The organism is Kingella oralis (assembly GCF_014054985.1).
Taxonomy (GTDB): Bacteria; Pseudomonadota; Gammaproteobacteria; order Burkholderiales; family Neisseriaceae; genus Kingella_B; species Kingella_B oralis.
This window is the reverse complement of sequence record NZ_CP059569.1, coordinates 2,289,905-2,306,658: the sequence shown is the minus strand read 5'-3', so window position 1 is coordinate 2,306,658 and position 16,754 is coordinate 2,289,905. Positions and strand designations below refer to the sequence as shown.

The following is a 16,754-nucleotide window of genomic DNA, read 5'->3' as shown; positions in this document are numbered from 1 at the left end:
TAATGCGCGGCTTCGTTCAATGAGGCGCAGGCAAAACCCCTACGCTCGCTTTTTTAAGGAAAAAACATGAAACCTGAAATTCATCCCGAATACCATGAAGTGAATGTTACTTGCTCTTGCGGCAACCAATTCGTAACCAAATCCACCATGGCAAAAGAAAACTTCAACATTGAGGTTTGCTCAAACTGCCATCCTTTCTACACAGGCAAACAAAAAATTGTGGACACCGCAGGCCGCGTGGACAAATTCAATCAAAAATACGGCAATATGTTCAAACGTTCGGTTTGATTTATGCCCGCAAAGGCAGCCTGAAAACGGGGGAACTCGTTTTCAGGCTGCCTTTTTCGTTGCAACATGTGATTGGCTGCAACCAACAAAAACACGCTTTGCCCCGCCGCAAAGCGTGTTTGCCTTTTCAGGCTGCCCCGACCTTATCGCTTAACCGGCAGCTTGATATGCGGCTTCACTTTCGGCGCGGCCGCAGGCTCCGGCTCGGGCGCAATCAAACCCAGCTCAATCTGCTGCTCTTTGCTCAGCAAATTGCTCCAATCGCCGTTTTTGTACCACTCGGGACCGTCCAGCTCAATCGGATGCTGAATCCGCTCGCAGCCGTTGCCGCACAGCAAATCATCATCCTTGCAATATTTGTCGCAGCCCCAGCAAATCCGCTCGGGATGCTTGGGGAAAATGGGAAATTTTTTTGCCATTGTTTTTGTTCCTCTTGATTATTGTTTTATCGCTCAATCGGCAGCCTGAAAACCATGTTTACGCCATTTTCAGGCTGCCTATCAGTTTGCCTATCAAGGCAGCCTGAAAACTACGGCGCAAGCCGCATTTTTTGCCACGCGCCATCCGCCAGCACATAACACACGCGGTCGTGCAAACGACTGGGCCGCCCCTGCCAAAATTCCACGCGGTCGGGCCGCACCACATAGCCGCCCCAATGCGGCGGACGCGGCACTTTCAACGGATGCCGCGCGCCAAACATCGCCGCGCGCGCCACCAGCACCGCCTTGTTCGCAATCGGCTGGCTTTGCTCGCTCGCCCACGCACCCACGCGGTTGGTGTAGGGGCGGCTGGCAAAATAGGCATCCGATTCGTGTTCGGGCAGCCTGAAAACCTGCCCCTCGATGCGCACCTGTCGTTCCAATTCAGGCCAAAAGAAAGTGAGCGCGGCAAACGGATGCTGCGCCAGCGCCTGCCCCTTGCGGCTGGCGTAATTGGTAAAAAAAACAAAACCCTGCGGGTTCACTTCTTTCAACAGCACCACGCGATTAGTGGGGCGGTTATCCGCACCCACCGTTGCCACGTTCATCGCCGTCGGCTCGTTTACCTGCGCCGCCATCGCCTCGTTCAGCCATAATTCAAACTGCTCAATCGGGTCCGCCAAACATTGCGCCTCGGATAATTCCTGCTTGCTGTAATCCTGCCGGATCGCGTGCAAATCCATGTGATTCCCCAAACATGCGTGGAAAATTTAATTATATGCCTATGCCAAATATAGAGCAAAACTGACATCCCAGATGAGAATGAATCGCATTTAATAGTCAAAATCTTAAAGTTTCAATAAGCTCTTTATTTTTTGCTATAATCGCGCCAATCATTTCCAATAATACAAACCACGTTATGAAACTCACCGTTATTGGGCTCAACCACCAAACCGCCCCCCTAGCCATCCGCGAGCAGCTTGCCTTTGCCGCCGCTGCGTTGCCCGAAGCCGTGCGCGATTTGAGCGTGAACGCCGCTGCCGAAGCCGTTATCCTTTCCACCTGCAACCGCACCGAGCTGTATTGCGTGGGCGATGCCGAGATGATTATCAACTGGTTGGCGGACTACCAAGGCGTAAACGCCGACGACATCCGACCCTATCTTTACACCCTCGGGTGCAGCGAAACCATCCGCCACGCCTTCCGCGTTGCCTGCGGCTTGGACAGCATGGTGCTGGGCGAGGCGCAAATTTTGGGGCAAATGAAAGAAGCCGTGCGCATCGCGCGCGAACAAGGCAGCATCAGCACATGGCTCAACGCCCTGTTCCAACGCACGTTTCAGGCTGCCAAAGAAGTGCGCAGCCTAAGCGGCGTGGGCGACAACGTGGTTTCCATGGCAAGCGCGGCGGTGCGCATGGCAGAGCAAAGCGTGGGCGACATCGGCAGCCTGAATGTGTTGTTCGTGGGCGCGGGCGAAATGAACGAAAGCGTGGCAACCTATTTTGCCGCCAAACAGCCGCGCAGCCTGATGGTTGCCAACCGCACGCTCACCCGTGCCGCAAACCTGTGCAGCAAACTGGGCAACGACGCGCAAGCCTGCAAGCTGGAAGCCCTGCCCGAAATCCTGCACCGCTACGACATCATCATCTCTTGCACCGGCAGCGAATTGCCCGTGATTACGCGCGATATGATGGCACACGCCGTCGCGCAACGCACAGGCAGCCTGAAAACGAGCGACGCGAGTAAAACCCAATTTATGCTGGATTTAGCCGTGCCGCGCGACATAGAAGCCAGCATTGCCGAGCTGCCCCACATCGCCTTGTTTACCGTGGACGACATGGCAGAGCGCGTGGCGCACGGCAAAGAAGCCCGCGCCGCCGCCGCCGCCCAAGCCGAAGCGATGGTGCAAGCCAAAGTGAACGAATTTGTGGCATGGCAACAAAGCCGCCAGCGCGTGCCGCTGATTTGCGCCCTGCGCGATGAAGGCGAACGCGCCCGCCAGCAAGTGCTCAACCACGCCATGCGCCAGCTTGCCAAAGGCACGCCGCCCGAAGAAGTGCTGGAACGTCTGTCGGTGCAGCTTACCAACAAGCTGCTGCATTCGCCCACCCGCGCGTTAAACAAAGCTGATTCGCATGATATTCATGTAGTCAAAGCGTTGGCGCAGGTTTATCACTTGCCGCATTGAGTTGGTGATAGAAAAATAGTTTTCAGGCTGCCTAATGGGATGTTAGGCAGCCTGAAAGCGTGTTGGGGGGATTGTTTTCAGGCTGCCTTTGTGTGTTTCATAAAGGCAGCCTAAAATTTATTTTGGGGTTAAGGGGGAGCAGAAATCATTTTGCGACATTATGGTGCGCTATGTTTAGCTTTACTTTGTGTCAATTATCCGATTTGCTTGCTGTTGGCAAAATTGGCATGGTTAACTTTTACCAGAGCGGTGTAATTGGCAATTTGTTGAATGGTATGTTTACTCATTTGTTCATCTCCTAGTTTAGGTTATTTCCAATAAAAATATTTTTTATATATTTCAAGTTCATTCTCAGGGTTACACTCTTTATGCCCATTTCGGATGCCGAGTAGATTGGATAAACTTACGCCAGCTACGTTTACGATAGAATTGCCATTTCCAGAGAACCAAGTATATGTATATAGTACGGTCTTGGTTTCCCAATCGTAGTAAAGATAGCTATCTAAACTTGCGTAATCATTAAATGCATAATGGTCTGTACCATAGACTAATACACGCTTATGGGTTATGTAGTGAAAGTCATATTTAATTCCTTTAAAAGTGAATGTAGCGGGATATGTCTGCTTTTCTTTTTCGGAGAGCTCGGACATTTCTTTTTCTTCGGAATCGGCAAGTTCCTGCCAAGCCTTATGCCCGCCTACCATTTCAATCCATTTTTCAGGCTGTACATAGATAGTCAGTTTTGCCTGCTTGCAGGCTTCCACTCCTGCCCAATAGGTACGTTGCCCCTCAATGAACCATTTAATCCACCAGCCACCAAAGGTGAGCATAAAACCAATAAAAGCAACGATGCACGCAGCACGCTTGTTTTTAATCAGTATCAACGGTAAAAATGTGGCAAGACAAACAATAATGAACCACAGGGCTAAACCGAGCAAAATGGCAACACCGAGCATGACTTTCTCCTATTGGATTGAGTAATTTGTGAATAAGCGTAGGGTAATGGGCTAACCGTTTGGTTTGCGAAATTTTCTTTTATAGTCATCTATTTATTCTTTTTCAGGCTGCCTTGTGTTCACATAGGCAGCCTGAAAACCCTATTTCTTATCAAAATCAATAATCTCCGACACCATGCTTTTCTTGGCAACCAAGCTCAGTTGCAGCGCGGCAAGCTGGCTAAACAGTTGGTCTTTTTTCACTTCAGGATTTTTTTGCAGCGCGGTAAACACGCGCTTGGCTTCGTCAAACCGCCCCAGCTTGCGCAGCATTTCGCCGCGCAAAAATTGCGTGTTAATGGCATCTTTGCTGCTGATTGCCTTGTTTGCCAACACCTTATCGGCGTATTCCAGCGTTTTGCTAAACGATTCTTGGCTTTCGCTCTGCCAGCTTGCCTTTAAAAAAATATTCATCATTTGCTGCGCATCGGTGTTTTCGCCCGCCAGCTCCATCATACGCCCCCATGCAAAATAGCTGGGCGACTGCGCGGCGATTTGCTGGTATTCCGCGCTGTTGACCACGCGCTCAAACTTCGCCAATTCTGCCTTGCTGAATTGGTTTTTAAACATCACGAATTTGTTTTTGGGGCATTGCGGAATGGCAAACGGCGCGGCAATCGGCCCGACCGGGCGCGTGTCGGTCATCATACCGAAGCTGGTGCCCGAGGTGTCGATGATTTGCGAAAAGGTTTCGCCGCCAATCGGGCAGGTGAACGCCTTTTCTGTTGCGGTGTGCGCCGATGCCGATGCGCCGGCGGCAAGGAGCAAAAGGGCGAGCAGTTGGGTTTTCATGGGATTCCTTTGGCTGGGGCTGCGATAAAGCGGTGGATTTTAAGGGCTTTGAGGCAGCCTGAAAACCCGCTTTCCGCTTTTCAGGCTGCCTCAATGCGACCTCAATGCAATGATTTGCGTTTTATTTGTCCGTTCGCGCGCGCAAAAACGTGGCAAAGCGCGGCGTGCCTTTGCTGGTGAAGCCGCGGTATTTATAAGTGATGGTGCTGCCGATTTTGGGCGGGTTTTTGCGCTGTGCGTCTTTAAAGCCCGAGCCGATGCGAAATTCGCCCAGCTGGTTTTTGCACGACAACGCGCCGAGCATGCCCGCATATTTGCCTTTGCCTTCATGGTGTTGCGTAACCACGCATTCGGCATCGTGGGCGGATTTGAGCTTCAACAAATCGCTGCTGCGCCCGCCTTGATACGGCGTGTCGGGGTTGCGCAGCATCACGCCCTCGCCGCCTTGCGCTTCGATTTCGCGCAAAAACCGCCGCGCGTGGGCTTCGTTTTGCACCGGCGTTTGCGCGAGCACGGCAAAATTGGCGTTGGGATGCTTGGCGAGATGCTGCTTCGCCTTGGCTAAACGCTGATACAGGTTGCCGCTTTCTTTTGGCGCATCAAACACATACAGCTTGATGCCCTGCCAAGAATGCCCCGCCGTGCGCACCGCCGCCGATACCGCTTCAAACTTGCCGCGCCCGATATACAGCTCGCCATCCAGCGCGAACGGCGGAAAATCGCGGGTGAAGCCCGCAGGCGGGGCGAACACGTTGCCTTGGCGGCTGATTAGCTGCTTGCCGTCCCAATAGGCGCGCACGCCGTCCAGCTTTTCGCTCATCGCCCAGCCTTGGATGTTTTGGTTTTTGTATTCTTGCGCCAGCATCAGATTGGGCGCGGCGGCTTGGGCGGCGGGGATGGCGGCGAGGGCGAGCATGGGGATGAATTTTGCAAACATGGGGGTTCCTTTGCGGTTTTCGTTTCGCGGCAACGTGCGTTGCTCGTTTTAGCTTCGTTGAAGCCTGCGGCTTTCAGGCTGCCTGAAATTATAAATGATTTGCCGTGCCGCATTCGGCTTTCTCTGCGCCGCATCATCCAGTACACTACGCAGCCGATTTCGCCGCAACGGGCAACGCTATTTTCAAGCTGCCCCGTATGGTTGAACCTCTGCAAGGGGCATCCTATCGGGCGGCATTTCCGTTTAACCGCACCACTCAAACGATTGAAACCATGAAACACACGCTCCCCCTTTTCGCGCTGCTGCTTCCGCTCGCCGCCTGCGCCCAACTGCCCATCAGCTACACCGCCCGCGTAACCGGCGTGCACGATGGCGACACAGTGCGCGTAACCGATGCGCACGGCGCAAAACGGCGCATCCGCCTTGCCTACATCGACGCGCCCGAGCTGGACCAAGCGCACGGCATCGCCAGCCGCGACGCGCTGCGGCAGCTGGTTGAGCGGCAAACGGTGCGGCTCACCATCCACGACACCGACCGCTACCAACGCCAAATCGCCACCATCACGCTGGGCGGGCAAGACATCAACCGCGCGCAAATTGAAAACGGCAACGCGTGGCACTACCGCAGCATCGCGCGCAAACGGCAAAACCCAACGGATTACGCGCAATACAGCCAAGCCGAAGCGCGGGCGAAGCAGGAAAGAATCGGCTTATGGCACGGTAAAAACCCGCTTGCGCCGTGGGCGTATCGGCAACAGCAGCGGGCGGCGATGATGCAGGAGAACAATGGGGCGATGCGGTAGGCAGCCTGAAATCCAAATGGAACGGCAACGGCTCATTACCGCCCTATTGAATACAAAAATTTCAGGCTGCCTGTTGTCTCCAATCAGGCAGCCTGAAAACGATACTTGATTCAAAATCAATGCGCGGGATGCCGCTGCACCGCCGCCACCACGTCCATGCCGAACAGCGCGTTGATGTCGGTTTCGTCGAAGGTGTAGTGTTGGTTGCAGAAATCGCAATCCACGGTGATGCTGCCTTCTTCGGCCACCACTTTACCCACTTCTTCGCCGCCGAGCATCAGCAGCATGTCGCTCACTTTGCCGCGCGAGCAGGTGCAGGCGAACTCCAAATTTTCGGCGGGGAACACGCGCGGCGGAGTTTCGTGGAACAGGCGATACAGCAGATTTTGCGCGTCCAAATGCAGCAGCTCGGTGGCGGTGAGCGTGCTGGCGAGGGCGGTAACGTGTTCCCATGCGGCATCGTCCAGCTCTTCTTCGGGCAGGCGTTGCAGCAGCAAGCCGCCGATGTGGTTGTCGTCTGCGGCGAGGGCGATGTGGGTTTGCAGCTGTTCGCTGCGGGTCATGTAGTGCATCAGCATATCGGCGATGCTGCCGCCTTCCAGCGGCACGACACCTTGCCACGGTTCGCCGTTTTTGGGCTGCACGGTGAGCACGAACACGCTGTTGTCGCCCAACAGTTGGGTTAAATCGGCATCATCGGCGATGGCGGCGGTTTCGTCCCAGCGGGCGGTGGCGCGCACGGTGTCTTCGGAGGTGGCTTCCACCACCAGCATTTTCAGGCTGCCTTGCCCTTGCACTTGCACGATGAGTGTGCCGTCCAGTTTCAAATTGCTGGATAGAATCGCGCCGGCGGCCAGCAGTTCGCCTAGGGCGCGGCGGATGGCTTTGGGGTAGGGTTTTTGCTGGGCGATGTGTTGCCACACGTCGGTAAGCTGAACGTGGATGCCGCGAATGGGCTGGTTATCAAAAATAAAGCGGGTGCGTTGGTTGGTCATGTTTTTTCCTTTGAATTATGTGAATAATGGGCTGCTATATGGTTTCAGGCTGCCTAAAATCAAGATATTGAGGCAGCCTGAAAACCGTGTTGCTCACTTTTCAGGCTGCCATTCTTGCTGCGCTACCAACTCTATCCCCAGCAAGCCCAACGCGCGCACCACGCTTTGCGTGATGATGTCGTCAACGCTTTCAGGCTGCATATAAAGCGCGGGCACGGGCGGGAACACGATGCCGCCCATTTCGCTTACGCGGCGCATATTGTCCAAATGGGCGAGGTTCAGCGGCGTTTCGCGCACCATCAACACCAGCCGCCGCCGCTCTTTGAGCGTTACATCCGCCGCGCGCGTAAGCAAATTATCGCTGGTGGCATGGGCAATTGCCGATAGCGTGCGCATGGAGCAGGGCGCAACCAGCATCCCCGCCGTGCGGAACGAGCCGCTGGCGATGCCCGCCGCCAGATTGCCAATCGGATGCACCACATCCGCCAGCGCGTGCACTTCGTCGCGGCTGAACGCCGTTTCCGAAGCGCGGGTAAGCTCCGCCCCTTTGGACACCACCAAATGCGTTTCCACCTGAGGCACGGCTCGCAGCAGTTGCAAAGCCTTGCAGCCATAGGCAAACCCGCTTGCGCCGCTGATGCCGATAATCAAACGTTGAACCATCTTGCCCACTCGTAAACATAAAAACGCGCGATTATAGCGGTTTCGCCGCCAAGGCAGCCTGAAAACCTTGCGCAAAACCCCGTTTTCAGGCAGCATCGCTCGGTTTTTCAACCGCAAGGACGCTCACATGGAATTTAGCGACTACTTCGTCAATCTGGTATTAAGCGGCATCTTAATCGTTGGCGCGTATCAGTTTTATTTTTTCACCCAACGCCATCCGCTGCGCAAACCCATCGTATGGCACTCGCCCGTGGATGAAGCCATCCCGTTCAAACCGCAATGGTCTTGGGTGTACAGCTTTTTGTATTACCCCGCCATTTTGTATCTGAACCTGCTTGCCGAAGACAGCGGCCATTTCAACAAAATGGCGTTCAGCTTTTTGGTATTGCTGTTTATGCAGATGATTTTTTTCTGGCTGTTTCCCGTCTCCACGCCCGAGCATTGGCGCAGCATCAACACCGGCAAAACGTGGTCGGAAAAATTTTTGCTGTTCGTGCAAAAGTTTGACCAATCCACCAACTGCTTCCCCAGTATGCACGTTTCCGTTGCCATGCTCACCACGCTGCACGCATGGAGCGGCTTGGGCGCGTGGGGGCTGCTGTTCCCGCTGTTGATTGCCCTATCGTGCGTGTACACCAAGCAGCATTATCTGGTTGACCTGCCTGCCGGCGCGTTGCTCGGCTGCCTGGCTTATGTGGTGTACGGCTGGGTGGCATAAACAACGCAAGACAGCCTGAAAATCATTCTTTCAGGCTGCCTTTTTAACAACGCCCCGCAGCGTTTTCAGGCTGCCCCAACATCATGCGGCAGCCTGAAAACATCCCTTCAACGCAATCCCCCCAAGCAAAAGGACACCCCATGCCCGCCACCCTCAACCTCTATCTTATCCGCCACGGGCAAACCGAATACAACGCCGCAGGCATCGTGCAAGGCTGGTGCGACTCCCCGCTCACCGCCGAAGGCAAAGCAGGCGCCGCGCAAACAGGCAACGCCATCGCCCAAGCCCAAATCCCCTTTGCCGCCGCCTATTGCAGCACCAGCCCGCGCACCGCCGCCACCGCGCAAATCATCCTACAACACGCCCGCCAGCCGCACATCACGCCCGTCGCGTTGGACGACCTGCGCGAATACCACTTCGGCTCGTTTGAACGACAACCCTCGCGCCACATCCACCAAACCATCGCGCAAGAATTGGGCTACGACAGCACGGAAGACTGGCTCGCCGACTACCGCAGCGGCAAACACAGCAACAACCAACTGATGCACACGCTGCACCGCATCGACCCCGCCGCCGAGCAAGAAAGCCAATTCATCCGCCGCCTGCATCGCGGCATCCAACACATCATCGCCAACAGCCTTGCCGATATAAATCAAGGCAGCCTGAAAACGAGCAACGCGCGTTTCTGCGAAGCTACAACCGAATCTTCCGCGCAAAACGTGTTAATCGTATCGCACGGCATGGCCATTACCGCCCTGTTGCGCAGCATCAACCCGCAAGCCATCGCCTACCGCAGCGTGCCCAACGCCAGCGCCACCCTGCTGCGCTACAACCTTACCGGCGGCTTGCAGATTATCGGCGAAGCGGGCAAAGCGTTGTAACGGCACAATCAAACAGGGCAGAGATTGAATCTCTGCCCTTGCGGGTGATGGGATAGGCAGCGTTTCAGGCTGCCTTTTCGTTTGCTTACTGCGAATGCTGCAAATGGTTATCCAGCGCCACCGCCGCGCCCACGATGCCGGGGTATCGGCTTTGCACGATGTAAACGGGGATGGCGGCCAGATAGGCATCAAACCGCCCTTTGCTTTCAAAACGCTGGCGAAACGGCGACGATTGAAAATAATCGATAAAGCGCGGGATGATGCCGCCGCATAGATACACGCCGCCGCGCGCGCCCAGCGTGAGTGCTAGGTTGGAGGCGACCGTGCCGAGCATGGCGCAGAACATATCCAGCGTTAAGCGGCAAAGGGGCGAGGTGCCGCTGAGGGCTTTTTCGCTGATTTCGGCGGCGGTGAGCTTTTGCCGTTTCACGCCTTCGCGCTCGGCAAGGGCCTCGTGAATCAACATTAAACCCGAGCCGCTTAAAAAGCGTTCGGCAGAAACGTGTCCGTGTTTGCGCTTGGCGTATTGCCACACCATGATTTCGGCATCGTCAAATGGGGGAAAGCTGGTGTGCCCGCCCTCGCCCGCAAGAGGAACGTATGCGCCGCTGGGCGTGGGAATAAGCCCGCTTACGCCCAAGCCTGTGCCCGGCCCGATGACGGCTTTGGGGGCGTGTTCAATCGGCTGCGCGCCGCCCACCTGCACCAAATCGGCGGCGGCGGTTTGGGTGATGGCGAGCGCTTGCGCGGTGAAGTCGTTGAGCAGCAGCAGGTTGTCCAAATGCAGGGCTTGGCGCGTGGTTTCAATGGAAAACGCCCAGTGGTGGTTGGTCATTTGCACCCAGTCGCCCACGATGGGGTTGGCGATGGCGATGGCGGCGTTGCGCACGCTGGGGTTGCCCGCGCGTTTCAAATATTCTTTGGCGGCATCCACGATGGTGTCGTAGTCGGCGCAGGGCAGCACTTCGATGTGTTCAAACTGCTGCCGCGCGGTTTCCAGCGCGAAGCGGGCGTTGGTGCCGCCGATGTCGGCAATCAGGCGGGGATAATCAGGCGTGGTAGAAGACATGGGGGGTTACCTTTTGGCTGTTGAGAACGAAACTGACAGGATGCTGTTGCTGCGCGCCTTGTGTGGCTTGTTGGTACACCGCCCGTTTTTCCGCGCCTGCGATGGCGAGATAAACGTGCGGCGTGGCTTCGATGGCGGCCAGCGTCATGCTGATGCGCTCGTGCGGCGCAGTGATGGGGCTGGTATGCAGCAGGGGCTGGGGGTAATCGGCGCGCACGGCATCGGCAAACTGCGGGGCTTGCGGGAAGATGCTGGCGGTGTGCCCGTCGCCGCCCATGCCCAGCACCAGCACATCGGGTTGCACATAATGGCGCAGGGCAAATTCAACGGCGGCGGCAGGGGTTTTCAGGCTGCCTTCGCTGGCGGCATCGTCAATCATCGGCAGCCATGTCGCCGCGGTGGCGCGGTTTTGCAGCAGGTGTTGGCGCACCAAGCCGGTGTTGCTGTCGGCGTGGGCGGTGGGGACGATGCGCTCGTCTACCAGCGTGATGTTGACCCGCGCCCAGTCCAAATCTTGCCGGCTTAACGCTTGGAAAAAGGCGATGGGCGATTTGCCGCCCGATACGGCAAGCGTGGCGCGTTCTTGCGTTGCTAGCGTGTCGCGCAGGTTTTGGGCGACGGCTTCGGCAAGGGCTTGCGCGGATTGGGCGGCGGAGGCGGTTTCGGTGAATGTGATGCTCATGGGATGCCTTGGGTTGGGTTAAAAAAAGGGGTTTTAACTTCGTTGAAGCCTACGGCTTTCAGGCTGCCATTAGGCTTTGCGCTGGGCGAACTGTATCAGCATTTGCGTGCCAAACCAGCCCCAATAGATGCGGTGCGCTTGGATTTTACCGTTTTGGATTTGCATCAGTTCCAAAATATCCACTTGGTTGCCATCGGGCGTGTGGCGCGGGTATTCCCACACCAGCGTGTCGCCTGAGACAAAATATCGCCCCGTGCGATACCAGCGCACCAGCTCATTGGGGCGGCGGCGCGTGCCTTCTTGCAAAAAGGCGAGAATTTCGGCGCGCCCGTGTAGCACGCCGTTTTCTTGCTGCATGATGATGGGGACGAGCGGGCTTTCAAATTGGGCATCATCGGCGTAAAGGTTAATCAGGGCTTCGGTGTTGCGGGTTTGGGCGTATTCGTGCCATTGGGTGTAGATGCGGTCAAAGTCGGTCATGGTGGGGTTCCTTTGGGTTTTTGGCTTCGCAACTCCGCTTCGCTACGCGGGCTGCCTTAGTGCGGGTGCGGATGACAGGCAGCTTGCCGGCAAGCCGTGTGCAAGCGAAATATCAAGCAAAAAACACAGACTGCCAAAGTTTAACGGCAAACAGGCAAAAGAGTAAGCCGACAGCGGCGGCACCAAGCGCGGCAAGGTTGCGTTTGTGGCGCAGTTTGGCGAGCAGTTTGTCGCCTGCTAGGGCAAGGGTGGCTAGGTAGCACATGCTGAGCGTTTGCATCACGGCGGCAAGGATAAAGAAGCTGAGCGCAGGGTGGGGGTAGCGCGGGTTCACAAAGGGGATAAAGAACGATAGGAAAAACAGGGCGGCTTTGGGGTTGGATAGGCTCAGTAGCAGGGCGTGGCGGAAGACGTTGTCGTGGGTGTGTATGTTGGATAGGGTTTGGGCGGGGGCTTGGGCAGCGGTACGGCGGCGGGCTGCCCATGCGCCGCGCAGCATATTGATGCCGAGATAGGCAAGGTATAAGCCGCCCGCGCATTTGAGTGCGCCAAACAATAGGGGGTGGCTTTTGAGCAGCGAGGCGGCACCGCCCACGGCGCATAAAATCAGCACGCTGTCGCCAAGGAAAATAGCCGCCATCACTTTGGCTGCTTGGCGCGCGCCTTGTTGGGTGGCAACGGCAAGGCAATAGAGCGAATTGGGACCGGGTATCAACACAATGGTAACCGCGCCGATAAGATATAAGGGGAAATCTATGATGCCGTACATGGTCGGAATGCTTTTCAGGCTGCCTGAAAAGGCTATTTTACTTTATCTTGGCACCTGCATTCACGCTTTCCATGAGCGGGTTTTGAAGGAAGCAGCGTGTCATTTGTTCGTTTTATTTTGATTGGTTTGGCGATGGCTGCCTTTGCTGTTTCGCCGTTTATTGTGATGATGGTTTGGGGGTATTTTGAAGCTATGTCGTCAGGCATATCCACCAGCGCGCGGAACAAAGCAAACAGATTGGTCGGGGCACTTTGCTTCGCAGACCGGCCACCTCGCCCATCTCTCCCGATTTTACCCGCCCTTAACCCGAGTTCAATTTCAGCCGGGCAAAAAAACTTTATAATGCTGCGCTTCCCGGCATGATTGCTGCAACCCCCAAGGAGTGTTCCATGAAAAAAACCATCCTAGCCAGCATCATCCTGTCGCTTGGCTTTGCCGCTTTGCCTGCGCAAGCGAAAAACGGCGGCGGCTACATCAGCCGCGCCAAAGCCGTCTCCATCGCCAAAGCCCGCGTGGGCGGCGGCAAAGTGGATAATGTGGATTTTGAACGCAGCAGCCACCACGGCGCGTACTACGAAATCGACATTGAAAACCGCAAAGGCGAATACGAAGTGCGCGTGAATGCCAAAACCGGCAAAGTGATTTCCGTGCACCGCGATGATGACCATGACCACGACGACGATGACCACCATCACCATGACCACCATCACCATGACGACCATCACCACGACGGGATGTAACACAACGGCAGCCTGAAAACGGCTTGCGGCGCATCGCAGCGCGGCAACGCCGAAAGGGCAGCCGAACCCCGCAGTTCGCAAAGGCAGATAGGCTTATCTGCCTTTTGTGTTGGGCGAATCGGGCGGCGCTTGCGGGCAAGCGGTTGGCAAGCCGCCAAGCTGTTTTACGGTTTGGCTTCGCAGAAACACGCAAACCCACTTTCAGGCTGCCGGTTGCGCCCGCCGTTTTGCTAAAATCCGCGCGTTCCAACCATCGGACAACGTTATGAATTGGTGTGTTTATTTATTGTTGTGCGCCAACGGCGCGTTATACGCGGGCATCAGCAACCGCCCGCAGGCGCGGCTGGCGGCGCATTTGGCGGGCAAGGGGGCGAAATACACCCGCAGCCATCGGGCGCGGGAAATGCGGATTGTGGCGTGCTGTTTGGACCGCAGCGCGGCGAGCAAGCTGGAACGGGTGTTGAAACGGATGACGGCGGCGCAAAAGCGCGCGCTGTGGGAAACGGGGCAACCTGTTGCTGCGAATAAAAACGAGGCAGCCTGAAATCCGTTTTCAGGCTGCCTTTTTGCATTGGGCGGGATGCGCTAGGCGGTTTTAGCTTCGCAGAAGCGCACAAACCCGCTTTCAGGCTGCCCGAAACCTTTGCAAAACCTCAAAGGCAGCCTGAAACGAAATTTGTTGGCGCTAAAACGGTGTTGGTCGTGCTTCGGTTGATAGGGGTGATGGGGTTCACCTTTGCGCCTTATCGCGGCGCGGGCGACTTACTTTCTTTGCTTCGTCAAAGAAAGTAAGCAAAGAAAGACGACCCCGACATTGCAGGTTCGCTGCGCGAACTTCCCTCTCTGCGCATCCTTTTTTCGGCGCGTGCGGACTAGCCGCGCTTTGCGCGTCGTCGGACAAGCGCACGCTTGTTCCCGAAAAAAGCATGCTCCGTTCGGCTGCACGATGGGGAAGGAGAGGCAACACTCAACGGATGCGGTGAATTGGGCAGCCTGAAAGCCAATCTATCCGGCAAGAAACCAGTTTGGCTGGACACCAAACTGGTTTGCATTTTCAGGCTGCCTTTTTACGCTACGGCGGATTGCGCTAGGCGGTTTTAGCTTCGCAGAAGCTCACAAACCCGCTTTCAGGCTGCCCGATTGGATGAATTCTGCCGCCGTGTGGCGCACTTCGTTATCCAAGGCGAGCAAGTCTGCCAGGGTTTGCGTTTTCAGGCTGCCTGAACGGCTGTGCTGCGCGAGGCTGTGTTCCACCACGCGGGCGATGTCGGTGAACAGGATTTGCCCGCGCAAAAAGGCGGCAACGGCGATTTCGTTGGCAGCGTTGAGCACGCAGGGGGCGCCGCCGCCGATGGCGAGCGCGTCGTAGGCGAGTTTCAGGCAGGGGAAGCGTTGGAAATCGGGCGGCTGGAAGGTGAGCGCGGCAAGTCGGCTGAAATCCAGCGCGGCGGCGCCCGATGCGATGCGCTGCGGCAGCCCGAGGCAGTTTGCGATGGGGATGCGCATATCGGGTGTGCCCAGCTGGGCGAGCACGCTGCCGTCGGCATAGCGCACCATGCTGTGCACCACCGATTGCGGGTGGATAACCACTTCCAGCCGCTCGGGCGGGCAGTTGAACAGCCAGCGCGCTTCAATCAGCTCCAAGCCTTTGTTCATCATGGTGGAGGAATCCACCGAGATTTTCTGCCCCATCGACCAATTGGGGTGTTTGACCGCTTGCGCGGGCGTGATGGCGGGGAAGTCGGTTAAATCGGTGTGCAAAAACGAGCCGCCGCTGGCGGTGAGGATGATGGAGGCGATGCCGTGCGCGTTCAGGCTGCCCGAATAGTCGCGCGGCAGCACTTGGAAGATGGCGTTGTGTTCGCTGTCGACGGGCAGGATGGCGGCGCCGTTTTGGTGGGCGGTTTCCATAAACAGGCTGCCCGCCACCACCAGCGTTTCTTTGTTCGCCAGATAGATGGTTTTGCCGTGCGCGGCGGCGGCCAGCGCCGAGGGCAGCCCTGCCGCGCCCACAATCGCACACATCACGCCGCTGACTTCGCTTGCGGTGGCGATGTCAATCAGGGCTTGTTTGCCGTGCAGGACTTCGGTGTTGATTTTGGTTTTCAGGCTGCCTAATTGTTGGCGCAGCGCGGCGGCGTGCGCTTCATCGGCAACCACGGCGTAGCGCGGCTTAAATTGGCGGCATTGCTCGGCGAGCTTGGCGGTTTGGGTGTGCCCGGCGAGGGCGAAGATTTGGAATCGGTCGGGATGGCGGGCGACCACATCCAGCGTGGAAACGCCGATGCTGCCTGTGCTGCCGAGGATGGATAGGGTTTGCATGGGATGGTTTGTGCGAAAAAATAAGGCGAATTTTAGCGGGTTTTTCGGTTTTCAGGCTGCCTTTGGGGGTGAGGCAGCCTGAAAATGGTGTAGAGAATTTTGCTTCACATAAAGCCCAAATAATTAAAGAGCAGATGAAGCCAATCATCCGCCCTATGTTTTCAGGCTGCCTTTACCCTTTCAACGCCGCCGCTTCTTTGGCTAACTGAGTAATCGTATCCCAATCTTTGTTGGCAACGGCATCCTTGGGCGTGAGCCACGAGCCGCCCACGCACAACACGTTAGGCAGCGCCAAATATTCGGGCGCGGATTGCAGCGTGATGCCGCCCGTGGGGCAGAAGCGCACGTTGGCATACGGGCCATACAGGGCTTTGAGCATGGCTGTGCCGCCCACCACTTCGGCGGGGAACAGTTTGAGCGTTTCCATGCCGTATTCCAACGCCAGCTGCACTTCGCTAGGCGTGGCAACCCCGGGGATGAGCGGAATGTTCGCCTTGTCGCCGGCTTTGGCGAGCGCTTTGTGCAAACCGGGGCTGATGGCGAACGCCGCACCCGCATCGGCAACGGCTTTCAGTTGTTTTTCGTTAATCACCGTGCCCGCGCCCACAATCGCGCCCTTCACTTCCTTTTTAATCAGGCGGATGGCATCCAAGCCCGCGGGCGTGCGCAGCGTGATTTCCAGCGTGCGGATGCCGCCTTCCACCAAGGCGTGCGCCAAATCAACGGCGGTGGACAAATCGTCAATCGCCATCACGGGCACAACGGGGCTGGCGGTGAGAATTTCGCGGGGGGTCAGTTTGGACATGATGCTTCCTTTATGGCGGGTTGGAAAATGCGGATTTTACCCGCATTGCGCCCGCGCGTCAGGGTAGCCTGAAAACCGCAGGCCGCAACGAAGCCCAAACGGGCGCAGCGGGTTTCGGCGCAGCCCAAACAGGCAAGCTCGGGCAGACAAAAGGCAGCCTGAAACCGTGTATCCCTCGGTTTCAGGCTGCTTTTGCCTGATGGTTCAG

Annotated in this window: 22 protein-coding genes; 9 read left to right on the top strand and 13 right to left on the bottom strand. The window is 56.6% G+C overall.

Annotation, left to right across the window (positions count from 1 at the left end; all coding sequences use genetic code 11):
* Positions 1-66 precede the first annotated feature (66 nt).
* Complete coding sequence (gene rpmE, locus H3L93_RS12415) at positions 67-288, top strand: 50S ribosomal protein L31 (RefSeq protein WP_003798392.1); 222 nt, start codon at positions 67-69, stop codon at positions 286-288.
* A gap of 143 nt (positions 289-431) precedes the next feature.
* Here rpmE and H3L93_RS12410 read toward each other — a convergent pair whose 3' ends face one another.
* Together H3L93_RS12410 and pdxH are read right to left on the bottom strand one after the other, a co-directional pair.
* A complete protein-coding gene (locus H3L93_RS12410) occupies positions 432-707 on the bottom strand; it encodes a DUF3079 domain-containing protein (RefSeq protein ID WP_003798388.1) in 276 nt (91 codons plus the stop codon).
* Between the two features lie 110 nt (positions 708-817).
* Complete coding sequence (pdxH, locus tag H3L93_RS12405) at positions 818-1,450, bottom strand: pyridoxamine 5'-phosphate oxidase (protein ID WP_003798387.1); 633 nt, start codon at positions 1,448-1,450, stop codon at positions 818-820.
* 176 nt (positions 1,451-1,626) lie between these two features.
* Between pdxH and hemA the strand changes: the two genes are divergently transcribed.
* Complete coding sequence (gene hemA, locus H3L93_RS12400) at positions 1,627-2,895, top strand: glutamyl-tRNA reductase (RefSeq protein WP_003798386.1); 1,269 nt, start codon at positions 1,627-1,629, stop codon at positions 2,893-2,895.
* Positions 2,896-3,203: 308 nt separating this feature from the next.
* On the opposite strand, the gene H3L93_RS12395 is transcribed toward hemA, so the two are convergent.
* From H3L93_RS12395 to H3L93_RS12385, 3 genes are all read right to left on the bottom strand, one after another.
* Positions 3,204-3,851 carry a hypothetical protein gene (locus H3L93_RS12395; protein WP_003798384.1) on the bottom strand — a complete coding sequence of 216 codons (648 nt, stop codon included), beginning with the start codon at positions 3,849-3,851 and terminating at the stop codon, positions 3,204-3,206.
* 141 nt (positions 3,852-3,992) lie between these two features.
* Positions 3,993-4,682 (bottom strand): tetratricopeptide repeat protein, encoded by a 690-nt coding sequence (locus tag H3L93_RS12390; RefSeq protein WP_003798383.1) that lies wholly within the window; start codon positions 4,680-4,682, stop codon positions 3,993-3,995.
* Positions 4,683-4,803: 121 nt separating this feature from the next.
* Entirely contained in the window at positions 4,804-5,619 is an 816-nt protein-coding gene (locus tag H3L93_RS12385) for a DNA ligase (RefSeq protein ID WP_003798382.1), read from the bottom strand.
* 104 nt (positions 5,620-5,723) lie between these two features.
* On the opposite strand from H3L93_RS12385, the gene H3L93_RS12380 reads away from it, so the two are divergent.
* Positions 5,724-6,422, top strand: a complete 699-nt coding sequence (locus tag H3L93_RS12380; RefSeq protein ID WP_246313980.1) for a thermonuclease family protein — start codon at positions 5,724-5,726, stop codon at positions 6,420-6,422.
* A gap of 116 nt (positions 6,423-6,538) precedes the next feature.
* Here H3L93_RS12380 and hslO read toward each other — a convergent pair whose 3' ends face one another.
* Together hslO and H3L93_RS12370 are read right to left on the bottom strand one after the other, a co-directional pair.
* Positions 6,539-7,417: an Hsp33 family molecular chaperone HslO gene (gene hslO, locus H3L93_RS12375; protein WP_003798374.1), complete on the bottom strand. Its 879-nt coding sequence runs from the start codon at positions 7,415-7,417 to the stop codon at positions 6,539-6,541.
* A gap of 93 nt (positions 7,418-7,510) precedes the next feature.
* On the bottom strand, positions 7,511-8,080 hold the full coding sequence (locus tag H3L93_RS12370) for a UbiX family flavin prenyltransferase (RefSeq protein ID WP_003798372.1): 570 nt from the start codon (positions 8,078-8,080) through the stop codon (positions 7,511-7,513).
* A 127-nt stretch (positions 8,081-8,207) separates the two neighbouring features.
* Here H3L93_RS12370 and H3L93_RS12365 point away from each other — a divergent pair, with 127 nt between their 5' ends.
* A complete protein-coding gene (locus H3L93_RS12365; RefSeq protein ID WP_003798371.1) occupies positions 8,208-8,798 on the top strand; it encodes a phosphatase PAP2 family protein in 591 nt (196 codons plus the stop codon).
* Positions 8,799-8,938: 140 nt separating this feature from the next.
* Entirely contained in the window at positions 8,939-9,679 is a 741-nt protein-coding gene (locus tag H3L93_RS12360; RefSeq protein WP_003798368.1) for a histidine phosphatase family protein, read from the top strand.
* Positions 9,680-9,764: 85 nt separating this feature from the next.
* Here H3L93_RS12360 and H3L93_RS12355 read toward each other — a convergent pair whose 3' ends face one another.
* The 4 genes from H3L93_RS12355 to leuE form a co-directional block, all read right to left on the bottom strand.
* Complete coding sequence (locus H3L93_RS12355) at positions 9,765-10,748, bottom strand: glucokinase (RefSeq protein ID WP_003798367.1); 984 nt, start codon at positions 10,746-10,748, stop codon at positions 9,765-9,767.
* A complete protein-coding gene (pgl, locus tag H3L93_RS12350; RefSeq protein ID WP_003798364.1) occupies positions 10,729-11,430 on the bottom strand; it encodes a 6-phosphogluconolactonase in 702 nt (233 codons plus the stop codon). Before pgl ends, H3L93_RS12355 begins: the two co-directional genes overlap by 20 nt.
* A 69-nt stretch (positions 11,431-11,499) precedes the next feature.
* Positions 11,500-11,910, bottom strand: a complete 411-nt coding sequence (locus H3L93_RS12345) for a nuclear transport factor 2 family protein (protein WP_003798363.1) — start codon at positions 11,908-11,910, stop codon at positions 11,500-11,502.
* A gap of 112 nt (positions 11,911-12,022) precedes the next feature.
* Positions 12,023-12,679 carry a leucine efflux protein LeuE gene (gene leuE, locus H3L93_RS12340; protein ID WP_003798360.1) on the bottom strand — a complete coding sequence of 219 codons (657 nt, stop codon included), beginning with the start codon at positions 12,677-12,679 and terminating at the stop codon, positions 12,023-12,025.
* A gap of 96 nt (positions 12,680-12,775) precedes the next feature.
* Here leuE and H3L93_RS12335 point away from each other — a divergent pair, with 96 nt between their 5' ends.
* The 3 genes from H3L93_RS12335 (at position 12,776) to H3L93_RS12325 (ending at position 13,963) form a co-directional block, all read left to right on the top strand.
* Complete coding sequence (locus tag H3L93_RS12335) at positions 12,776-13,042, top strand: hypothetical protein (RefSeq protein WP_155803221.1); 267 nt, start codon at positions 12,776-12,778, stop codon at positions 13,040-13,042.
* 26 nt (positions 13,043-13,068) lie between these two features.
* Positions 13,069-13,419: a PepSY domain-containing protein gene (locus H3L93_RS12330; protein ID WP_003798358.1), complete on the top strand. Its 351-nt coding sequence runs from the start codon at positions 13,069-13,071 to the stop codon at positions 13,417-13,419.
* Between the two features lie 265 nt (positions 13,420-13,684).
* Complete coding sequence (locus H3L93_RS12325; protein ID WP_003798357.1) at positions 13,685-13,963, top strand: GIY-YIG nuclease family protein; 279 nt, start codon at positions 13,685-13,687, stop codon at positions 13,961-13,963.
* Positions 13,964-14,532: 569 nt separating this feature from the next.
* Here the strand turns inward: H3L93_RS12325 and ispC are convergent.
* Both ispC and H3L93_RS12315 read right to left on the bottom strand, forming a co-directional pair.
* Positions 14,533-15,741 carry a 1-deoxy-D-xylulose-5-phosphate reductoisomerase gene (gene ispC / locus H3L93_RS12320; RefSeq protein WP_003798355.1) on the bottom strand — a complete coding sequence of 403 codons (1,209 nt, stop codon included), beginning with the start codon at positions 15,739-15,741 and terminating at the stop codon, positions 14,533-14,535.
* 172 nt (positions 15,742-15,913) lie between these two features.
* Positions 15,914-16,546, bottom strand: coding sequence for a bifunctional 4-hydroxy-2-oxoglutarate aldolase/2-dehydro-3-deoxy-phosphogluconate aldolase (locus H3L93_RS12315; RefSeq protein ID WP_003798354.1), 633 nt, complete (start codon positions 16,544-16,546; stop codon positions 15,914-15,916).
* A 20-nt stretch (positions 16,547-16,566) separates the two neighbouring features.
* On the opposite strand from H3L93_RS12315, the gene H3L93_RS12310 reads away from it, so the two are divergent.
* Entirely contained in the window at positions 16,567-16,746 is a 180-nt protein-coding gene (locus H3L93_RS12310) for a hypothetical protein (protein WP_003798353.1), read from the top strand.
* Positions 16,747-16,754: the final 8 nt, after the last annotated feature.

What these genes read in the sequence shown, in the direction of transcription:
- H3L93_RS12370 (WP_003798372.1), bottom strand. Translation starts at nt 8,080, where the DNA reads ATGGTTCAACGTTTGATTATCGGCATCAGCGGCGCAAGCGGGTTTGCC.
- H3L93_RS12360 (WP_003798368.1), top strand. Translation starts at nt 8,939, where the DNA reads ATGCCCGCCACCCTCAACCTCTATCTTATCCGCCACGGGCAAACCGAA.
- hemA (WP_003798386.1), top strand. Translation starts at nt 1,627, where the DNA reads ATGAAACTCACCGTTATTGGGCTCAACCACCAAACCGCCCCCCTAGCC.
- H3L93_RS12395 (WP_003798384.1), bottom strand. Translation starts at nt 3,851, where the DNA reads ATGCTCGGTGTTGCCATTTTGCTCGGTTTAGCCCTGTGGTTCATTATT.
- ispC (WP_003798355.1), bottom strand. Translation starts at nt 15,741, where the DNA reads ATGCAAACCCTATCCATCCTCGGCAGCACAGGCAGCATCGGCGTTTCC.
- rpmE (WP_003798392.1), top strand. Translation starts at nt 67, where the DNA reads ATGAAACCTGAAATTCATCCCGAATACCATGAAGTGAATGTTACTTGC.
- H3L93_RS12410 (WP_003798388.1), bottom strand. Translation starts at nt 707, where the DNA reads ATGGCAAAAAAATTTCCCATTTTCCCCAAGCATCCCGAGCGGATTTGC.
- pdxH (WP_003798387.1), bottom strand. Translation starts at nt 1,450, where the DNA reads ATGGATTTGCACGCGATCCGGCAGGATTACAGCAAGCAGGAATTATCC.
- leuE (WP_003798360.1), bottom strand. Translation starts at nt 12,679, where the DNA reads ATGTACGGCATCATAGATTTCCCCTTATATCTTATCGGCGCGGTTACC.
- H3L93_RS12345 (WP_003798363.1), bottom strand. Translation starts at nt 11,910, where the DNA reads ATGACCGACTTTGACCGCATCTACACCCAATGGCACGAATACGCCCAA.
- H3L93_RS12365 (WP_003798371.1), top strand. Translation starts at nt 8,208, where the DNA reads ATGGAATTTAGCGACTACTTCGTCAATCTGGTATTAAGCGGCATCTTA.
- hslO (WP_003798374.1), bottom strand. Translation starts at nt 7,417, where the DNA reads ATGACCAACCAACGCACCCGCTTTATTTTTGATAACCAGCCCATTCGC.
- H3L93_RS12330 (WP_003798358.1), top strand. Translation starts at nt 13,069, where the DNA reads ATGAAAAAAACCATCCTAGCCAGCATCATCCTGTCGCTTGGCTTTGCC.
- H3L93_RS12355 (WP_003798367.1), bottom strand. Translation starts at nt 10,748, where the DNA reads ATGTCTTCTACCACGCCTGATTATCCCCGCCTGATTGCCGACATCGGC.
- H3L93_RS12390 (WP_003798383.1), bottom strand. Translation starts at nt 4,682, where the DNA reads ATGAAAACCCAACTGCTCGCCCTTTTGCTCCTTGCCGCCGGCGCATCG.
- pgl (WP_003798364.1), bottom strand. Translation starts at nt 11,430, where the DNA reads ATGAGCATCACATTCACCGAAACCGCCTCCGCCGCCCAATCCGCGCAA.
- H3L93_RS12385 (WP_003798382.1), bottom strand. Translation starts at nt 5,619, where the DNA reads ATGTTTGCAAAATTCATCCCCATGCTCGCCCTCGCCGCCATCCCCGCC.
- H3L93_RS12325 (WP_003798357.1), top strand. Translation starts at nt 13,685, where the DNA reads ATGAATTGGTGTGTTTATTTATTGTTGTGCGCCAACGGCGCGTTATAC.
- H3L93_RS12315 (WP_003798354.1), bottom strand. Translation starts at nt 16,546, where the DNA reads ATGTCCAAACTGACCCCCCGCGAAATTCTCACCGCCAGCCCCGTTGTG.